18 protein-coding genes are annotated in these 18,531 nt (G+C 65.1%); 7 read left to right on the top strand and 11 right to left on the bottom strand.

Features of this window, described 5'->3' with window-relative positions; genetic code table 11:
* Positions 1-228: 228 nt before the first annotated feature.
* From BZL41_RS22605 to BZL41_RS22590, 4 genes are all read right to left on the bottom strand, one after another.
* Positions 229-648, bottom strand: a complete 420-nt coding sequence (locus BZL41_RS22605) for a CBS domain-containing protein (protein WP_095601340.1) — start codon at positions 646-648, stop codon at positions 229-231.
* A 162-nt stretch (positions 649-810) separates the two neighbouring features.
* A complete protein-coding gene (locus BZL41_RS22600; RefSeq protein ID WP_256578227.1) occupies positions 811-1,368 on the bottom strand; it encodes a hypothetical protein in 558 nt (185 codons plus the stop codon).
* Positions 1,369-1,984: 616 nt separating this feature from the next.
* Positions 1,985-3,481: a CoA-acylating methylmalonate-semialdehyde dehydrogenase gene (locus tag BZL41_RS22595; protein WP_095601339.1), complete on the bottom strand. Its 1,497-nt coding sequence runs from the start codon at positions 3,479-3,481 to the stop codon at positions 1,985-1,987.
* Positions 3,482-3,595: 114 nt separating this feature from the next.
* A complete protein-coding gene (locus tag BZL41_RS22590) occupies positions 3,596-4,942 on the bottom strand; it encodes an aspartate aminotransferase family protein (RefSeq protein WP_095601338.1) in 1,347 nt (448 codons plus the stop codon).
* Positions 4,943-5,089: 147 nt separating this feature from the next.
* On the opposite strand from BZL41_RS22590, the gene BZL41_RS22585 reads away from it, so the two are divergent.
* Complete coding sequence (locus BZL41_RS22585) at positions 5,090-6,010, top strand: LysR family transcriptional regulator (RefSeq protein WP_095601337.1); 921 nt, start codon at positions 5,090-5,092, stop codon at positions 6,008-6,010.
* A 123-nt stretch (positions 6,011-6,133) separates the two neighbouring features.
* Here BZL41_RS22585 and BZL41_RS22580 read toward each other — a convergent pair whose 3' ends face one another.
* Positions 6,134-7,558, bottom strand: coding sequence for an amidohydrolase family protein (locus BZL41_RS22580; RefSeq protein WP_256578226.1), 1,425 nt, complete (start codon positions 7,556-7,558; stop codon positions 6,134-6,136).
* Between the two features lie 239 nt (positions 7,559-7,797).
* Here BZL41_RS22580 and BZL41_RS22575 point away from each other — a divergent pair, with 239 nt between their 5' ends.
* Both BZL41_RS22575 and BZL41_RS22570 read left to right on the top strand, forming a co-directional pair.
* Positions 7,798-8,460, top strand: coding sequence for a TetR/AcrR family transcriptional regulator (locus BZL41_RS22575; RefSeq protein ID WP_095601335.1), 663 nt, complete (start codon positions 7,798-7,800; stop codon positions 8,458-8,460).
* Between the two features lie 71 nt (positions 8,461-8,531).
* Entirely contained in the window at positions 8,532-9,116 is a 585-nt protein-coding gene (locus BZL41_RS22570) for a YigZ family protein (protein ID WP_095601334.1), read from the top strand.
* Positions 9,117-9,710: 594 nt separating this feature from the next.
* Here the strand turns inward: BZL41_RS22570 and BZL41_RS22565 are convergent.
* Positions 9,711-10,442, bottom strand: a complete 732-nt coding sequence (locus BZL41_RS22565) for a polysaccharide lyase family 7 protein (protein WP_095601333.1) — start codon at positions 10,440-10,442, stop codon at positions 9,711-9,713.
* A gap of 153 nt (positions 10,443-10,595) precedes the next feature.
* Here BZL41_RS22565 and BZL41_RS22560 point away from each other — a divergent pair, with 153 nt between their 5' ends.
* Positions 10,596-11,279: an SDR family oxidoreductase gene (locus BZL41_RS22560; RefSeq protein WP_095601332.1), complete on the top strand. Its 684-nt coding sequence runs from the start codon at positions 10,596-10,598 to the stop codon at positions 11,277-11,279.
* 75 nt (positions 11,280-11,354) lie between these two features.
* Here the strand turns inward: BZL41_RS22560 and BZL41_RS22555 are convergent, their stop codons facing one another.
* Positions 11,355-12,440 (bottom strand): calcium:proton antiporter, encoded by a 1,086-nt coding sequence (locus BZL41_RS22555; protein ID WP_095601331.1) that lies wholly within the window; start codon positions 12,438-12,440, stop codon positions 11,355-11,357.
* Between the two features lie 204 nt (positions 12,441-12,644).
* Here BZL41_RS22555 and BZL41_RS22550 point away from each other — a divergent pair, with 204 nt between their 5' ends.
* Positions 12,645-13,592, top strand: coding sequence for an adenosine deaminase (locus tag BZL41_RS22550; RefSeq protein ID WP_095601330.1), 948 nt, complete (start codon positions 12,645-12,647; stop codon positions 13,590-13,592).
* Between the two features lie 21 nt (positions 13,593-13,613).
* Here BZL41_RS22550 and BZL41_RS22545 read toward each other — a convergent pair whose 3' ends face one another.
* Together BZL41_RS22545 and BZL41_RS22540 are read right to left on the bottom strand one after the other, a co-directional pair.
* Positions 13,614-14,144: a cytochrome b/b6 domain-containing protein gene (locus BZL41_RS22545; RefSeq protein ID WP_095601329.1), complete on the bottom strand. Its 531-nt coding sequence runs from the start codon at positions 14,142-14,144 to the stop codon at positions 13,614-13,616.
* Positions 14,145-14,148: 4 nt separating this feature from the next.
* Positions 14,149-14,415, bottom strand: a complete 267-nt coding sequence (locus tag BZL41_RS22540) for a PepSY domain-containing protein (protein WP_084339596.1) — start codon at positions 14,413-14,415, stop codon at positions 14,149-14,151.
* 231 nt (positions 14,416-14,646) lie between these two features.
* Between BZL41_RS22540 and BZL41_RS28695 the strand changes: the two genes are divergently transcribed.
* A complete protein-coding gene (locus BZL41_RS28695) occupies positions 14,647-14,823 on the top strand; it encodes a hypothetical protein (protein WP_168191058.1) in 177 nt (58 codons plus the stop codon).
* 128 nt (positions 14,824-14,951) lie between these two features.
* Here BZL41_RS28695 and BZL41_RS22535 read toward each other — a convergent pair whose 3' ends face one another.
* A complete protein-coding gene (locus BZL41_RS22535) occupies positions 14,952-16,862 on the bottom strand; it encodes a propionyl-CoA synthetase (RefSeq protein ID WP_095601328.1) in 1,911 nt (636 codons plus the stop codon).
* A 196-nt stretch (positions 16,863-17,058) separates the two neighbouring features.
* On the opposite strand from BZL41_RS22535, the gene BZL41_RS28690 reads away from it, so the two are divergent.
* Positions 17,059-17,235: a hypothetical protein gene (locus tag BZL41_RS28690; RefSeq protein WP_168191057.1), complete on the top strand. Its 177-nt coding sequence runs from the start codon at positions 17,059-17,061 to the stop codon at positions 17,233-17,235.
* Positions 17,236-17,316: 81 nt separating this feature from the next.
* Here BZL41_RS28690 and BZL41_RS22530 read toward each other — a convergent pair whose 3' ends face one another.
* Positions 17,317-18,492, bottom strand: a complete 1,176-nt coding sequence (locus BZL41_RS22530; protein WP_095601327.1) for a multidrug effflux MFS transporter — start codon at positions 18,490-18,492, stop codon at positions 17,317-17,319.
* Positions 18,493-18,531 lie beyond the last annotated feature (39 nt).

The following is an 18,531-nucleotide window of genomic DNA, read 5'->3' as shown; positions in this document are numbered from 1 at the left end:
CCCACGCAGAGCATGGGGACGATCAGTTTTTTCGTGAGCCCGAGCATTCGATCGTTCCCACGCTCCGCGTGGGAATGCAGGCCCAGACGCTCCGCGTCTGTGGGACGCGGAGCGTCCCGGGAGACGTACCCACGCAGAGCATGGGTATGACCGGCTCCTTCGAGAACCCGAACATATTGGTGCACGTTCGGGCGCGTTCGGCTCATCTTCGCACTGCAGCGGTGCAACTCAAGCAGAACGGGAAAGCGCCGGCGCCATCAGTTTATCGAGCAATTTGAGGATGTGCCGGCGGGTGATCACACCGATCACCTTGCCGCCGGCATCCACCACTGGGTAGCTCTTCGGCTTGTCGCCGAGCATCTGCTGCGCCAGGGTCATCGGGTCGGTTTCGGGCGTCACACTGAGCACGTCGGTGCGCATGATGTCGCGCACCGTGGCCACGCGCTGGTTGTAGTAAGCCACCTGGATAGCCACTTGCAGGCACTCCTGCTCGGAAATCCAGCCCAGCAGCTTGCCCTGCGCATCGGTCACCGGTCCACCGAGAATGCGGTAGCGCGCCAACCTGCGCGCCGCCTGCACGACCGGCATGTCGGGGCGGATGGTGGCGAAATCCTTGGTCATGAAATCGGCGATGCTGGCAGTGTTCATCGAAAGGGCTCCCGTTGGGCTATCGGTCTATGTCTCCGGGGCACGCACCCGGACGATCAAGGCGATAGCAAGGAACGGGCCCTGTTTGCCGGGGCCGGTGATAACGAGGCGGGATCGTTCCCACGCGGAGCGTGGGAACCATCGTCAAAGCTACATCAATACTTATTGCTTCAACGAAACCTGACCGGCCTCGATGTTCAGCGCACTGAGGCGCTTGAGCAGCGCGGCGATGTTTTCACGCGCCGACCCTTCGTTGGCCAGGCGCAGGCGGGTGACGCCAACGAAGGCATCGCTGACCGTGGCGGTGTACGGCGTGCTCAGCACTTCACGGAAGATTTCCTTGCCGCTGGCGTTATCGATCAGGCTGTACTCGACATCGCTGGTGACTTTGAAATCCATGCCGAACACCGGCTGGTCGACACGCACCAGCTTGGCCTTGAGCGTGTAGGGAGCATTGCCGGCAGTGCTCAGCAGGCCCGCCTTGTTCAGCGAATCCGACAGCGCTGCCTTGAAGTCGGGACCGTCGATCTCAGAGGTCCACATCGGGTTGGTTTTCTTCCCACCTTCCACGTCGCTGACCTGAACATTCTCTTTCAGTGCCGGGGAATAGGTTTGGCTTTGGGCCTGGGTGTCCGCCACGGTCATGCCACCGATATTGGCCGACGAAGCACAGCCGGTAAGGACAAGGGCGAACAGTGAAAGGCAGAGCAGGTGACGCATGGAAAAGTCCTTTTGCAGAAGGGAGGAACCGGAACGTCCGGACAGGCCGCCGGGACGGCAGACGCGGTTCCATCGATGCGTTCGTCCCTGAGCAGCGATAGCATAGTAATGGCGCCGCGATCGATAGCTCAAGCCGGAGCGGACAAACCGCTACGCTTGTCGCAGCGATACTGAGCACTACCACCGGTTCGTTGATCGTTCCCGCGCTCCGCGTGGGATGCAGGCTCAGACGCTCCGCGTCTGTGGGACGCAGAGCGTCCCCTGGAGGGGTTCCCACGCGGAGCGTGGGAACCATCGTCTTATCGCCCCGTCGTCATTCGCACTGAATGATCGTTCCCGCGCTCCGCGTGGGAATGCAGGTCCAGACGCTCTGCGTCTGTGGGACGCGGAGCGTCCCCGGAGGGGTCCCCATGCAGAGCGTGGGAACCATCGTCGTATCGCCCCGTCGTCATTCGCACTGAATGATCGTTCCCACGCTCCGCGTGGGAATGCAGGTTCAGACGCTCCGCGTCTGTGGGACGCGGAGCGTCCCCGGAGGGGTCCCCACGCGGAGCGTGGAACCATCGCCCAACGAAAAAGGCCAATCTCCCGACTGGCCTTTTCCTACCACCCTATCTCAACCATTACTCGGAAACGCAAATTGCGCGGCCTCGTGGCTGGCACGTTGTGGCCAGCGCTGGGTGATGGCCTTGCGGCGGGTGTAGAAGCGCACGCCGTCCGGCCCGTAGGCGTGGAGATCGCCGAACAGGGAACGCTTCCAGCCGCCGAAGCTGTGGTAGGCCACCGGCACCGGCAAGGGGACGTTGATGCCGACCATGCCGACTTCGATTTCGTCGCAGAACAACCGGGCCGCTTCGCCGTCGCGGGTGAAGAGGCAGGTGCCGTTGCCGTATTCGTGGTCGTTGATCAGTTGCATGGCCTGTTCGAGGCTGTCGACGCGGACGATGCAGAGCACCGGGCCGAAGATTTCCTCCTGGTAGATGCGCATGCCCGGGGTGACGTGGTCGAACAGGGTACCGCCGACGAAGTAGCCATCCTCATGGCCGGCGACGCGATAGTCGCGGCCATCCACCACCAGCTTCGCGCCAGCGGCAACGCCGTCGTCGATATAACCGACCACCTTGTCGCGAGCGGCGGCGGTGACCAACGGGCCCATGTCCAGGCCGTTACAGGTGCCGGCACCGACTTTCAGGGCCTGGATCTGCGGGACGATCTTCTCGACCAGCGCATCGGCGATCCGGTCACCCACGCAAACGGCCACGGAGATCGCCATGCAGCGCTCGCCACAGGAGCCGTAGGCCGCGCCCATCAGCGCGCTGACGGCGTTGTCCAGGTCGGCGTCGGGCATCAGCACGGCATGGTTCTTGGCGCCTCCCAGGGCCTGGACGCGCTTGCCGCGCTTGGCGCCCTCGGCATAGATGTATTCGGCGATGGGGGTGGAACCGACGAAGCTGAGGGCCTTGACCTCCGGCGCTTCGATCAGCGCGTCCACCGCTTCCTTGTCGCCGTGCACGACGTTGAGCACGCCCTTGGGCAGGCCGGCCTGGTGCAGCAGTTCGGCGATGAGCAGGGTAGAGCTGGGGTCGCGCTCGGACGGCTTGAGGATGAAGCAGTTGCCGCAGGCGATGGCCAGCGGGTACATCCACAGCGGGACCATGGCCGGGAAGTTGAACGGGGTGATTCCGGCAACGATGCCCAGCGGCTGGAAGTCGCTCCAGGCGTCGATGTTGGGGCCGACGTTGCGGTTGTATTCGCCCTTGAGCAACTCCGGCACGCCGCAGGCGTACTCGACGTTTTCGATACCGCGCTTGAGCTCCCCGGCCGCATCTTCGAGGGTTTTGCCGTGTTCTTCGCTGATCAGCCGGGCGATTTGCGCTTCGTTCTGCTCCAGCAGTTGCTTGAAACGGAACATGACCTGGGCACGCTTGGCCGGCGGGGTGTTGCGCCAAGACGGGAAGGCGGCCTTGGCCGAGTCGATGGCCTGTTGGACGGTGGCGCGATCTGCCAGGGCGACCTGGTGGATGGCCTGCCCGGTGGACGGGTTGTAGACGTCGGCGTGGCGGCCGCTGCCGGGGATTCGTTCGCCGTGGATCAGGTGCGGAATCTGGGACATGAGGTGGCTCCGTTGTGGTTGTCGGTGTTCGCCTTGGTGACTGAGGGGCGTTTCCACAGGCGGCGACGTGGTCAATCTGTGCGCATCAGGCGAATAAATTCGCCCCTACAGGTATCAACTCAACCCGTTCAATACTTCCCCCACCGCATCGAACACGCGGTCGAGGTCTTCCGGCTTGGCGTTGAAGGTCGGGCCGAATTGCAGGGTGTCGCCACCGAAGCGCACGTAGAAGCCGGCCTTCCACAGGGCGATGCCGGCCTCGTAGGGGCGGACGATGGCGTCGCCGTCGCGCGGGGCGAGCTGGAGAGCGCCGGCCAGGCCGCAGTTGCGGATGTCCACCACGTGCCTGGTGCCCTTCAGGCCGTGGATGGCCTTCTCGAAGTGCGGGGCCAGGGCGGCGGCCTGCTGCACGAGGTTGTCCTTCTCCAGCAGCTCCAGCGCGGCGAGGCCCGCGGCACAAGCCACGGGGTGGGCGGAGTAGGTGTAGCCGTGGGTGAATTCCACCGCGTAGTCCGGCGTCGCCTGGTTCATGAAGGTCTGGTAGATCTCACGGCTGGCGATCACCGCCCCCATGGGGACGGCGCCGTTGGTGATCTGCTTGGCGACGTTGAGCAGGTCCGGGACGACGCCGAAGTATTCCGCGCCGCTGTAGGCGCCCATACGGCCGAAACCGGTGATCACTTCGTCGAAGATCAGCAGGATGTTGTGCTGGTCGCAAATCTCGCGCAAACGCTGCAAGTAGCCCTTGGGCGGCACGATGACGCCGGCGGAGCCGGACATGGGCTCGACGATCACCGCGGCGATGTTGGAAGCGTCGTGCAACTCGATCAGTTTGAGCAGTTCGTTGGCCAGCTCCACGCCGCCGGTCTCGGCCATGCCCTTGGTGAAAGCCAAGCCGGGTTGCAAGGTGTGCGGCAGGTGGTCGACGTCCATCAGCGCGCCAAACATCTTGCGGTTGCCGCCGATGCCGCCGAGGGAGGTGCCGGCGACGTTGACGCCGTGGTAGCCACGGGCACGGCCGATCAGCTTGGTCTTCGCCGGCTGGCCTTTCAGGCGCCAGTAGGCACGGGCCATCTTGATGGCGGTGTCGGCGCATTCGGAGCCGGAATCGGTAAAGAACACATGGTTCAGGTCGCCCGGCAGCAGGTCGGCGATCTTCTCGGCGAGCTTGAAGGACAGCGGATGGCCGTATTGGAAGGCCGGGGCGTAGTCGAGGGTGCCGAGCTGCTTGGCCACGGCCTCCTGGATTTCCTTGCGGCTGTGCCCGGCGCCACAGGTCCACAGACCGGAGAGGCTGTCATAGACGCGTCGGCCCTGGTCGTCGATCAGCCAGCTGCCTTCGGCGCCGACGATGATCCGCGGGTCGCGCTGGAAGGCGCGGTTGGCGGTGAAGGGCATCCAGTGGGCGTCCAGCTTGAGCTGGCTGGCGATCGACGGAGCGTTGGTCTGCGGCATGTTCATCGGCGGCCTCGCAAGGTGCGGTTCATTGTTCTTTGAGGGAGCGAACTCATTCGCTTCCCGCAGGAGGTGTTGCCGAGGACAGTGCCACGGACATAAAGTCGGTAAAACCTGACTTTTCCGATCTTTTGTTCACTGATTACTAAACTTATGAGCACACGCCGCGCCGATCCGCTGGCCCAGGTCAGCGATTTCGATATCCGTCTGCTGAAGCTGTTCCGCACTGTGGTGGACTGCGGGGGCTTTTCAGCCGCCGAGAGCGTGCTGGGCATCGGCCGCTCGGCCATCAGCCAGCAGATGAGCGATCTGGAGCAGCGCGTCGGCTTGCGTCTGTGCCAGCGCGGGCGTGCCGGCTTCGCCCTGACCGAGGAAGGCCGAGAGGTGTATCAGGCCTCGCAGCAGTTGCTCAGTGCGCTGGAGACCTTCCGTACCGAGGTGAACGGCCTGCACCGGCAACTGCGCGGCGAGCTGAACATCGGCCTCACCGACAACTTGGTGACCGTGCCGCACATGCGCATCACCCATGCCCTGGCGCGGCTGAAGGAGCGCGGACCGGAGGTGCGCATCCAGATCCGCATGATTCCACCCAGCGAAGTGGAACAGGGTGTACTCGACGGCCGTCTGCACGTCGGCGTGGTGCCGCAGGCAGGAGCGCTCTCCGGGCTGGAATACGCGCCGCTGTACGACGAGCGCTCGCAGCTCTACTGCGCGGTGGGCCATCCGCTGTTCTATGCGGACGAAGCGCAGCTCGGCGACGAACGCCTGAACGGCCAGGACGCCATCGCCCCGACCTTCCGCCTGCCGGCGGAGATCCAGGCTCATTACCAGGCACTGAACTGCACGGCCAGCGCCTCGGACCGCGAAGGCATGGCCTTCCTGATCCTCACTGGGCGTTACATCGGCTACCTGCCGGACCACTATGCCCGTCAATGGGTGCAGGAAGGCCGCCTGCGCGCATTGAAGCCGGCGACACGCTTCTATGACCTCAGCCTGGCCTCGGTGACCCGCAAGGGACGGCGACCGCATCTGGTGCTGGAGAGCTTTCTCGAGGCGCTGGCGGAGACGGGATGAGCGGGCGGCTCGATTACCCTCTCCCGTGAACGGAAGAGAGGAGCGATGACGTGCATCGGCATCACGTCCAGGTTCGGACTGCCCCCTCTTCCATTTATGGGAGAGGGCTGGGGAGAGGGCATCTCACGCCCCCACCCGCCGCCGCAACTCCAGCACGGCCTCCCGCGCCCGAGCGCCGAGTTCCTGCAGATCGAGGCCCGGAATACGGTCGTCTTCCACCACCCGCCGCCCCCCCACCAGTAAAGCTCGCAGGTGCGGTCGGCCAGCGCCGATCACCGGGCCCAGCGCCGGATCGTGCAGGCCGAAGTAACGGGGATCGCCCAAGTGGAATACGGCGATGTCCGCCGCCTGGCCGATCTCCAGCGTGCCCAGGGCGTCCAGGCCGAGCACCCGGGCGCCGCCGGCCGTGGCCCAGCGCACCACGTCCTCCGCCGCCACCGCCTGAGCGCCGCCCTCTTCCGTGCCGCCATCACAGCGCGGCCGTGCGCGCTCGCCGGCCTTGGCGCGCTGTAGCAGCCAGGCGGCGTGGGTCTCGCTGATCATGTCGCAGGCCTCGTTGGACGCCGCGCCATCTACGCCGAGGGAAACGCGCACGCCGGCCGCTTCCAGCGCCGCCACGTCGGCGATGCCGCTGCCCAGGCGGGCATTGCTCTGCGGGCAATGGGCGATACCGGTGCGGGTGGCGCCGAGCAATTCGATTTCCTCCGGCAGCAGCTTGACCAGATGGGCGAACCAGACGTCCTCGCCCAGCCACCCGTGCTCGGCGCAATAAGCCACCGGCGTCATGCCGTGGCGCTCCGGCACCTCGTCCAGGTAATCGACCGTTTCCGACAGGTGACTGTGCAGTCGGATGCCCAGGCGCCGCGCGGTATCGGCGGCTTCGCGCAGGCCGGCGGAGGTCATGGAGTACGGTGGGCTGGTGGGCGCCATGACCACCCGGCGCCGGGCGTCGGCGGACGGGTCGTGGTAGGCGGCCACCAGCCGTTCGACGTCGGCCAGGTAGGCGTCGAGGTGTTCCAGGCGCCAGCCCTGGGGCGAGTCCGGGCGCGGCGGGCGCACATGGGTCGCGCCGCCACGGCAGAGCACGAAGCGCAGGCCCAGCCGCTCGGCCTCTTCGAAGAGGATGGCGGCGCCGTCGAAAGGCATGCCGGACCAGTACAGGTAGTGATGGTCGGCCACCGTGGCGCAGCCGGAGCGCGCCAGCTCGATCAGTCCAATACGCGCGGCGAGGCGGAAGCTGCGCTCGTCGAAGGCACCGTGGAAACGTTGCGGCACCGCCGGCAGCCAGTCGCCGAGGTTGCAGTCGAGCCCGCCGGGTACGCCCTTGAGCAACGACTGGAAGAGGTGGTGATGAGTGTTGATCCAGGCGGGATAGATCACGCAATCGCGGGCCTCGATGATCGTCTCGTCGGGCTGCGGCTCGAGCTGGCCGAAGGCGGCGATGCGCCCATCGACGATACGCATGTCCGGCCCGGCATTACGCGCCGCACTGCCGGAAAGCCCGGTGAGGATGGCGCTGGCGCCTCGGATCAGCCAGTTGTGGGTCACGTCATTACTCCTGTTGCGAATGGCCGCTCTCCCCTGTCGCGCGGCGAGGCATTCGGCAACGCCGTTGCGCTTTAGTGCCCGACCGACACGACCTCTTTTGGTGCACGAACGCGCCGGTTCACGCATCGACAGTGCGGTTGGTCCGCTGCTGGGCTTTTTATCCCCTACAACGCTTGTGTCATCGCCAGCAGTGCGCTATCAGTGCACACGCTCCGCTTCATCAACCGTCCGGAAAGCCCATGACCGTAGAAGTGCCCGCGAAGACCCTTCCCGCCAGCAAGCCCGCCGGCCGCATCCGCCAGAAGAACGAAGAAGCCATTCTTGCCGCTGCCACCGAGGAGTTCGCCCGCCACGGCTTCAAAGGCACCAGCATGAACACCATCGCCCTGCGCGTGGGGCTGCCCAAGGCCAATCTGCATTACTACTTCAATAACAAGCTGGGCCTATACGTCGAAGTGATGCGCAACATCCTCGATCTCTGGGACAGCGCTTTCAGCCATCTGAACGCCGACAGCGACCCCGCCGCGGCCTTGGCGAACTACATCCGCGCCAAGATGGAATTCTCCCGCCGCCAGCCGCTGGCCTCGAAGCTCTTCGCTATGGAAGTCATTAGCGGCGGCGAATGCCTGTCCGAACATTTCAGCCAGGACTACCGCGACTGGTTCCGTGGCCGCGCCGCGGTGTTCGAAGCCTGGATCGCCGCTGGCAAGATGGACCCCATCGATCCGGTGCACCTGATTTTCCTGCTCTGGGGCAGCACCCAGCATTACGCCGACTTTTCCAGCCAGATCTGCCGCCTGACCGGCCGCAAGAAGCTGACCAAGGAAGATTTCGCCGTCGCCACGGACAACCTGATCCACATCATCCTCAAGGGCTGCGGGCTGACGCCTCCGGCCAAGTAGCCGCGTGCGGGGCGCACGCCCCGTTCCGATGCGGGTACACTGCGCCTCCAGCCGCCACGCCCGCTTCGCCCATGGCCGTCACCCTCGCCGCTCCCGCCGATTACCGCGAAGAGATTCGCAAGAGCCGCTTCCTCGCCCAAGCCGCTGCCGTGGCCAGTGCCGAGGAGGCCCAGGCGTTCATCGCCCGCGTCAGCGACCCCGCCGCGACGCATAACTGCTGGGCCTGGAAAATCGGCAACCAATACCGCTTCAATGACGATGGCGAGCCCGGCGGCACCGCTGGGCGACCGATCCTGGCCGCCATCGAAGGGCAGGGTTTCGACCAGGTAGCCGTGGTGGTCACCCGCTGGTACGGCGGCATCCAACTCGGTACCGGCGGCCTGGCCCGCGCCTACGGCGGCAGCGCCGCCAAGTGCTTGCAGGGCGGTGTGGCGGTGGAACTGGTACAGCGTACGCGCTGTGCCTGCCACTGCGGATTCGCCGAGCTGGCCCTGTTGAAATCCCGCCTCGCCGACTTCGAGGCCCTGATCGAAACGGAAACCTTCGGCGCCGACGGCGCCCGGCTCACCCTGGCGCTCCCGGAACGTCATGTCGCCGGCCTGGAGCGATTGCTGGCCGACATCAGCCGTGGGCGGGAGCAGTTGCGACGGCTTTAGGTTGGATTTCATTGGGCGATGAGCCCGTGAAAGCATCAACCATAGCCCGGATAAGCGAAGCGCAATCCGGGAGTTCAGCGTCCCGGCTTGCGCCAAGGCTTATCCGGGCTACAGACCAGATTGTCGCCGTCTTGTAGAGGGAGGATGAATTTGCCCGTCGAAGCCTCGCCACACGTTATCCCTCATAAAAAAACGCACCGATTTTGCCCACAAAAGGTGTGGACAGTTTTGTGGACAAGACGGGGATGGCTGCCGGAAAGGCCGGCCCAATCGGGGCTCCGGGCCGTTGTATGCAAATTATCCAACCCACTGCGGGACCCGGTTTTTCAAGATAAGCAACTGATTTCCTGTAATTTTTCCTTTGCGGAAATCTTTTCGACGTGGTAGTGGCATTGCGCCGCGATTGTCCACGCGATCCGGGGATAAGGTTGTGGATAAACCGGGGACGCCTGAACGGAAGCCAGGGCTGACGGCGCCTGACGCGCACTGATCATTTTCTGTACAGCTCTTCGTCAGACCGGAGCCCTCCGCTTCGCACCAGCCTTGTGCGCTGGCGAGAACCGATTTGGGCCAGAGCTCACCAAAACAGGCACTTCACAGGTGTGAAGCCTTCAGTGAGTAGAAGCTTACCCGCCCGCCTTCGCTGGACGGCCCCGAATTGTCCTGCACGTAGGCGCCGGCCTTGAAATAGAGCGATTGCGACGCCCAGCTCGAATCGATAGGCAGGTTCAGGCTGGATGACTTGTCGCCATAGCTGGCGCTGACGGTCAGCTTGCCTCTACTGTCCAGCACCGCCTTGTAGCTGAAGCGCTTGCCCAGGGGTACCTTGCTCACCAGCAGCACCGGCTCGTTCGGCGTCTTACCGAACACCGGGCGTACCCGCGCTTCGATGTCGCCCTTGTTGTAGTAAACGATCAGCAGCGGCGTGCTGCGTTGAAAGACATGGATCTGGCCGATGGCGATGCGCCCGCTGCTCGGGATTTGCTCGACGGATACCCGGGCCTCCAGGGTGTTCACCGCGTCCCGGTAGTTCCAGTTGCGCAACCGGCCGTCCTTGTAGGCTTCGCGCAGTTCCGCACGGGGGAAGCCGCTGCTGTCGGTAGTAGCGCCGGTCACTGGCGCCCAGAACTGGATGCGTTCGTCGTTGGCACTGAAATACTCGGAGCTGTACCCGGGCAGGCTTGGCGTGTCGATGGTAGCGGCGAAACCTTCGGCGCCCTTCACCGGCACGGTCAGGTTCCACATAGCGGGATTGTAGGGGGCCGCCCAAAGAACGGCAGGCAGCCAGAACAGGCACAGTGGCAGCATCGGTTTGAACGGATTCATGAGCGGTTACCTCGGCGGCTCTCGTCTCCATTCGAGCCGCCCGCATCCGCCTCCTCTCGGCGCCAGGGGACGAATGGCACGCCGCCGGTCGGCGGCACCGCCTGGTCCAGACGCTATGCTGAGTCTTTTCACCAGACGAAGGAGCAAAGCGAGATGGCAGACACCAAGACGGCTTTGGTGGTCGGAGCCTCCCGAGGGCTCGGCCTGGGCCTGGTCAAGCAACTGAGCGCCGAGGGCTGGCAGGTGATCGCCACGGTGCGCGAACCGCAGCGCGCCAGCCAACTCACCGCGATCGCCGGCGTGCGCATCGAGAAACTGGATATGAACGACCGCGTGTCGCTGGAGGCCCTGGCGCAGAACCTGGCCGGCACCTCCCTGGACCTGCTGTTCATCAACGCCGGTGTGTCCGGCCCGGCGCACCAGTCGGCCAGCCATGCCACGACGGCCGAAGTGGCGGAGCTGTTCATGACCAACGCGGTGGCGCCGATACGCCTCGCGGAGCGGCTGGTCGAGCGAGTGGAGCCGACCAAGGGCGTGTTGGTTTTCATGACCTCGGCCCTCGGCAGCGTCGGCGCCCATGCCGGCGACCTGCCGCTGTACAGCGCCAGCAAGGCCGCGCTCAACTCGCTGACGCGCAGTTTCGTGGCCGAGCTGGGCGAGACGCCGCTGACCGTGCTATCGATGCACCCCGGCTGGGTACGCACCGACATGGGCGGCGAGGAAGCACCGCTGGATGTGGAAACCAGTTGCCGAGGCATGGTGGAGCAGATCGACCGCGCCCGGGGGAGCGGTGGCCATCGTTATATCGATTACCAGGGCGAGAGCATTCCCTGGTGACCTGTGCTGGTACTGGATTCCCGGATTGCGCTTCGCTTATCCGGGCTACGATCGACGGCCCGACGACAATTCCCTCTACAACCCCAGGCACGACAGCATGACGAAGGTGGCGAACAGCACGAAGTGGGTCATCCCCTCGATGGCGTTGGTTTCGCCATCGCCGAGATTGATTGCCGCCGCGATCAGGGTGATGAACATCATCACCGTCTGCACCGGGCTCATCGCCATCTGGAACGGTTGGCCGCTGTAGAGGGCCAGGCCTTCCATCACCGGCACGGTGAGGATCACGGTGGACAGCGAGGCGCCGAGGGCGATGTTGACCACCGACTGCATACGGTTGGCCAGGGCCGCGCGCAGAGCGGTGAGGATTTCCGGGCTGGCGGAAATCGCCGCCACCAGAATGGCCGCCAGCACCGGAGGGGCGGCGATGCCTTCCAGGCCGGCGTCGAGGGACTTGGACATCACCTCGGCCAGCACGCCGATGAGCACGATGCCCGCCACCAGCAGAGCGATGGACTGGCCGCGGCTGCCCTCGTGGTGCGGCGCGGTCACGGTCTTTTTCTTCTTCTCCGGGTAGCTGTAGCTGAAAAAGTAACTGTGCGGCCCCACCTGCATGCGCAGGAACACGCCGTAAAGCATCAGCATGGCGCCGATGGTGAATACCGAGTAAGCCTCCCAATACCGACGCGGAATGAACTCCGGCACCACCATGGAAATTCCCATGGCGGTGAGGATCATCACCACGTAGGTGCGCCCGGAGTCGTTGTTGTACGGCTGCTCGCCGTGCTTGAAGCCGCCGATCAGCGCGGCCAGGCCGAGGATGCCGTTGAGGTCGAGCATGACCGCCGCGTAGATGGTGTCGCGCACCAGCGTCGGCGAAGGCGCATGACTGATCATGATGCCGAGGATCACCACCTCCACCAGCACCGCCGAGAGGGTGAGGATCATGCTGCCGTAGGGGTCGCCGACCTTCTCGGCGAGGATTTCCGCGTGATGGGCGACGCGCATGGACGCCAGGACAATGGTCAACACCAGTACGCCGGCAGTGGCCAGGGCAGCCATTCGCCCCGCCGCCAGCAGGCTATGCTCGAGCGGATAGGTGAGCAGCGCCACGGCCAGCGCGATCAGCAGGAAGCGCTCCTGTTTCAGTAGGGCCAGCATGGGTGCCGTTTCACCTCCGCAGTCGTCCGCGCCCCGTCGATGGCGCCGTTCACGCCTCCCGCCGGAAGGGCCGTCAGCTTCTTTCCGGCTCTATGAACCCGACCGCCCGGATCGCCGGGCAGTTCCGTCGGGCACGTAGCCGGCGCTTGCAGCCCAAGGCTTGTCGCTTGAAGCTATGCTCTTTTCGAAACAGGGGACGCGATCATGTACGACTGGCTCAACGCCCTGCCCAAGGCCGAACTGCACCTGCACCTGGAAGGCTCGCTGGAGCCCGAGCTGCTGTTCGCCCTGGCCGAGCGCAATGGCATCGCCTTGCCCTGGCCGGACGTGGACAGCCTGCGCAGCGCCTATGCCTTCAACAACCTGCAGGAGTTCCTCGACCTCTACTACCGGGGCGCGGATGTGCTGCGCACCGAGCAGGATTTCTACGACCTGACCTGGGCCTACCTGCAGAAATGCAAGGCACAGAACGTCATCCACACCGAACCGTTCTTCGACCCGCAGACCCACACCGACCGCGGCATCCCCTTCGAGGTGGTGCTGGCCGGCATCAGCCAGGCGCTCAAGGACGGCCGCGAGCGCCTCGGCATCAGCAGCGGGCTGATCCTCAGCTTTCTCCGCCACCTCAGCGAAGAGGAAGCACAGAAGACCCTCGACCAGGCGCTGGTCTACCGCAACGCCTTCATCGCCGTCGGCCTGGACAGCTCGGAGAAGGGCCATCCGCCGAGCAAGTTCCAGCGCGTGTTCGACCGGGCTCGTGCGGAAGGCTTCCTCACCGTTGCCCATGCCGGCGAGGAAGGCCCGCCGGAATACATCTGGGAAGCCCTGGACCTGCTCAAGGTCAGTCGCATCGACCATGGCGTGCGCGCGGCGGAAGACCCCAGGCTGCTCGACCGGTTGATCGAAGAGCAAATCCCGCTGACCGTCTGCCCGCTGTCCAACGTGAAGCTCTGCGTGTTCGAAGACATGTCCCGGCACAACATCCTCGAGCTGCTGGAAATGGGCGTGAAAGTGACAGTGAATTCGGACGACCCGGCGTATTTCGGCGGTTATGTCACGGAGAACTTCGCCGCGCTGCACGACAGCCTGGGCATGAGCCAGGATCAGGCCAGACGGCTGGCGCAGAACAGCCTGGACGCACGCCTGGTCTGAGGTCGTGGTACGGCCGCGCCGTCAGTCCAGGCGGCGGCGCTTGCCGGTAATCATCGACAGCGGCAGGTTTTCCCGCAGGCGGACGCTTTCGTAGAGAGCGGCGGCCAGGTGTATGCAGACCAGCGCCAGCAACGTGTTGGCAAAGAAGGCATGGATCTCCAGCGGCAGGTCTTCGCCCCAGAAGTAATCGACTTCCTGCATCAGGAAGCCGGTGACACCGAGCCCCAGGAGCAGCAGCATCATCAGGATCATCACCAGCCCGCCGATGGGCGAATGCCCGAGGCGATGGTAAGGGCGCCCGGTGAGCAGCGCCCGGGCATGTTCGGCAAGGCGCGCCGGGGTCGGCCAGAAGTCCGACCAGCGCGCCGCCGGCGAACCGACGAAACCCCACACCAGCCGCACCACCAGGCAGACCACGGCGTAGTAGCCGATCCAGTTGTGCCAGTCGTCGCCTTCTTCGGTGAAGAAGTAGTTAGCGATGAAGGCACCGGCGAAGGACCAGTGACACAGGCGTACCAGCGGGTCCCACAGGCGCAGGGTTTCACGACTCACGGGATCAGTCCTCGATCTCTTCCTTCACAGCCTTGCCGCTGACCGGATCGAAGTAGATCTCGACCTTGCGCTTGTCCTTGTCCCAGCCGTAGATCTCGTAGCAGTTGCCGCCGGTGACCTTGAATTTCTTGATCTCGTAGCCCTGGGCCTTGAGGTCTTCCTGGAACTTGGCCTGGTCCTGCCACTCGGCTTTATCGGCTTTGGTGCATTCGGGGCCGGCGAAGGCCAGGGGGCTGGACAGAGCGAGGGAGAGCAGCAGCAGTTTGCGCATGGATGTCATCCTTTCGTTTGTTGTCATGGCCATGGGCGGCCCGATCGATGGCGCCCGCCTGAGCGGTGCCAGGCGGGCAATGCATCCTGCCGCACTCGGGAATCCGTCACAAGCCCGCTGAGAATGCGTATCAGCGCCTTGATGCCCGGGCTTGACCTGGATCATTTCCTGGTCACGAAGCGGTCCTACACTGGGGCGGCCCTGTGCGACCCCGCATGCAGGAGAACCGTCATGAAAATTCTCATCCAGCCGCTCTCACCCGCGCCGAACAGCCCCTGGCAGGTCCGTATCGACCAGCATAGCGTGCGCTTTTCCAGCGAAACCGAAGCCCGGCGCTTCGTCGCTACCCTGGAAGCACGCCTGCAGGCCCCACATCCCTGGCCTTCGCCGCGCCGCGAAGCGGGGTGATCGACCTACCCTCTGTGGGCGAATGCGTTCGCCCGCGCAGGGCTTTTTGTGGGAGCGAATTCATTCGCGATGCGCTCCACCTTCCTTGCGAATGAATTCGCTCCCACCGGGTTATCGCCCGGCGCAGCTCAGCGGGCAACCGAACTCATCCCGGCAGGAACCTTGAACGCACGCAACACCTCGGCGATTTCATCGAGGATCGCCGGATCGTCGATGGTCGGCGGCACGCTGTAGGCTTCTCCGTCGGCGATCTTGCGCAGCACGGCGCGGAGAATCTTGCCGGAGCGGGTCTTGGGCAGGCGCTTGACCACCGCCACCTTCTGGAAGCACGCCAGCGCGCCGATCTGCTCGCGGACCGTCGCCACCAGTTCGCTTTGCAGGCGATCGGCCGCGAGACCGGCGCCATCCTTGAGCACCACCAGACCCAGCGGAACCTGCCCCTTCAGCTCGTCGTGCACACCGATCACGGCGCACTCCGCTACTGCCGGGTGCCGGGCCACCAAGTCCTCCATCTCGCCGGTGGAGAGCCGGTGGCCGGACACATTGATCACGTCGTCGGTGCGCCCCATGATGTAGACGAACCCCTCGTCGTCCAGATAGCCGCCGTCGCCGGTGTGGTAGTAGCCGGGGTAGGTACGCAGGTAGGCGTCCAAGTAGCGCTCGTGGTTGTTCCAGAGGGTCTGGGCGCAACCGGGCGGCAGCGGCAGGGCGATGACGATGGCGCCCTGCTGGTTAGGCCCGAGCGGCTTGCCTTCGTCGTCCAGCACCTGCACGTCATAACCGGGCACTGCACGGTTGCTCGATCCCGCCCGCGCGGCGAAATCTTCCATGCCGGTGCAAGGCGCGGTCACCGGCCATCCGGTTTCGGTCTGCCACCAGTGGTCATGCACCGGCTTGCCGGTGAGCGCTTCGAGCCACTGATGGGTACTGGAATCGAGCTTCTCACCGGCGAGGAACAATTGTTTCAGCGAACGCTGGTCGTAGCGCCGCAGCAACTCGCCTTGCGGGTCTTCCTTGCGAATCGCGCGCATGGCGGTAGGCGCGCAGAACAGCGCGTTGACCCCATACTCCTCCACCACCCGCCAATAAGCGCCGGCGTCCGGCGTGCGGATCGGCTTGCCCTCGTAGAACACCGTGGTACAGCCGTTCATCAGCGGCCCGTAGACGATCAGCGAGTGACCCACCACCCAGCCCACGTCGGAGATACCCCACCAGGTCTCGCCTGGCTGCATGCCGTAGACGTGGCGCATGGCGAACAGCAGGGCGACGGCGTGGCCACCGTTCTCGCGAACGATGCCCTTGGGCTTACCGGTGGTTCCCGAGGTGTACATGATGTAGAGCGGATCGCCGCTGGCCACTGGCACCGGGTCCGCCGGGCTGGCATCGGCGACGGTGGCCTGCCAGTCGAGATCGCGGCCTTCGCGCATCGCCGCCGTGGCCTGCGGCCGTTGCAGCACCAACACATGCTCCGGCTGATGGCCGGCCTGCTCCAGGGCCTTGTCCACCAGCGGCTTGTATTCGATCACCCGCTCGAACTCCAGCCCGCAGGAAGCGGTGAGCAGCAGCTTGGGCCGGGCGTCGTCGATACGCACCGCCAGTTCATGGGGCGCGAAACCGCCGAACACCACCGAGTGCACCGCGCCGATCCGCGCGCAGGCGAGCATGGCCATGGCCGCCTCGGGCACCATGGGCATGTAGATGATCACCCCGTCGCCCTTCCCCACCCCCAGGTCGCGCAACGCGCCGGCCAGCCGCGCCACCTCGTCGCGTAATTGACGGAAGCTGTAGCGGGCCTTACGGCCGGTCACCGGGGAGTCGTAGATCAGCGCATCCTGCTCACCGCGGCCTTGCTCGATCTGGTGATCCAGGGCCAGGTAGCAACTGTTCAGCTCACCGTCCGGAAACCACTGGTGCGTGCCGTCCGGACGCTCGATAAGGGCCTGGGTGGGCGTACGATACCAGGCGACGCTGGCGGCCTGCTCGGCCCAGAATGCGGCGGGCTCGCGAAGAGAGCGCGCGTGGCTGTGCGGGTAGTTCATGGTCCTGCCTTCTCATTGTTGTTATGGAGGATGGAACCAGTATGGGCGAGTCTGGCCGGTCGGCCATGCCCCTTTGGTCGTAGCGGTGCACCGCAATGGGGCGACCGCCGGTCGGGGAAAAAGTTCTGAGCGGAGCGGCTGCGGGAGACGGGGCTAGACTCCTATTCCCCCTTTTCGCGCTCTGGAGGATTACTCCATGGAGATTCAAGTGCGTTCCCTGAAGACCGCCAAAGGCGAAACCTGGCAAGTGAGCCTGGGCCGGAATAGCGTCACCTTCCGCAGCGAAGCCGAAGCCCGCGACTTCGTCCGCACCCTCGAAGCCCGCCTGCACGCCCCGCATCCACTGCCCAGACGGGACCAGCACGTCGCCTGATCCACAACTCGACTGCAGGGGGAGAATGAATTCGCCCCTACGGCGGGCTGGGTACGTGGCAATGCACCTACCCCTCCAAAATCAGGCCGTCCGGCTCACCTGTCCGCTGTACCACGCCAGCAGCGTCGCCAGTCCGCCGCAGAGGGTGATCACTGCCGCCATAGGCACCGCGCTGCCGTCGTGCAGCACGCCGACCAGACTGGAAGCACCCGCCGCCACACAGAACTGCAGACTGCCCATCAGGGCCGAGGCGCTGCCGGCCTGGGCGCCCTGGTGGGCCATGGCGCAGGCCGAGGCGTTGGGGAGGATGCAGCCGAGGCTGGCGATGGCGATGAACAGCGGGATCAGCAACGGCCAGAGTTGCGCCGGCCGCGCCAGGGCCAGACCGAGCAGCACCACGCCGCTGAGGAAAAACACCCACACCATGCGCCGCAGCCAGAAACCCGGGCCACGATAGCGCAGCAGCCGGGCGTTGACCTGCGCCGCCAGGATAAAGCCCGCCGCGTTACTGCCGAACAGCCAGCCGTAATGCTCCGCCGGTACGCCGTAGAGTTCGATGAAGACAAACGGCGACCCGGCGATATAGGCGAACATGCCCGCCATAGCCACCCCACCGGCCAGGCCGCAGGCAATGAATTCCCGGTCGCGCAGCAGCGCGGCGTAGCGCCCCAGGCTGCCGCGCAGCGGCGCTCGCGGTTGGGCGTCGGACAGCGTTTCCGGCAGCCAGGCGGCGAGACCGGCACCAACCAGGGCGCTGAACAGCGCCAGGCAGAAGAAGATCGACTGCCAGCCGAAGACATCCAGCAACAACCCGCCGGCGAGCGGCGCAAGGATCGGCGCCAGCCCCATGACCAGCATGAGCTGCGAAAACACCTTGGCCGAGGCCAGCGGATCGCAGAGATCGCGCACCACTGCGCGGGAAATCACCATGCCGGCGCAGCCGCCCAGGGCCTGGACGAACCGCGCGGCGATCAGCCATTCCAGGTTCGGCGCCAGGGCGCAGCCCAGCGAGGCCAAGGTGAACAGCACCACGCCGAACAACAGCGGCCGACGCCGGCCATAGCGGTCGGCCATGGGCCCGTAGCCCAGTTGGCCGATGGCAAGGCCGGCGAAGTAGGCGGCCAGGGAGAGCTGCACGTGTTCGACATCGGTGGCGAATGCCCGTGCCAGGGTCGGGAAGCTGGGCAGGTAGAAGTCGATGGCCAGGGGGCCGAAGGCACTGAGAGCACCGAGGATCAACAGGATTCGCAGATTCATCGTAGGTTCGTTCTTGGGCTCATTTGTTCAACCTCTCTG

Origin of the sequence: Pseudomonas sp. PIC25, assembly GCF_002286785.1 — a bacterium.
Lineage (GTDB): Bacteria > Pseudomonadota > Gammaproteobacteria > Pseudomonadales > Pseudomonadaceae > Pseudomonas_M.
This window is presented reverse-complemented; position numbering and strand designations above follow the sequence as displayed.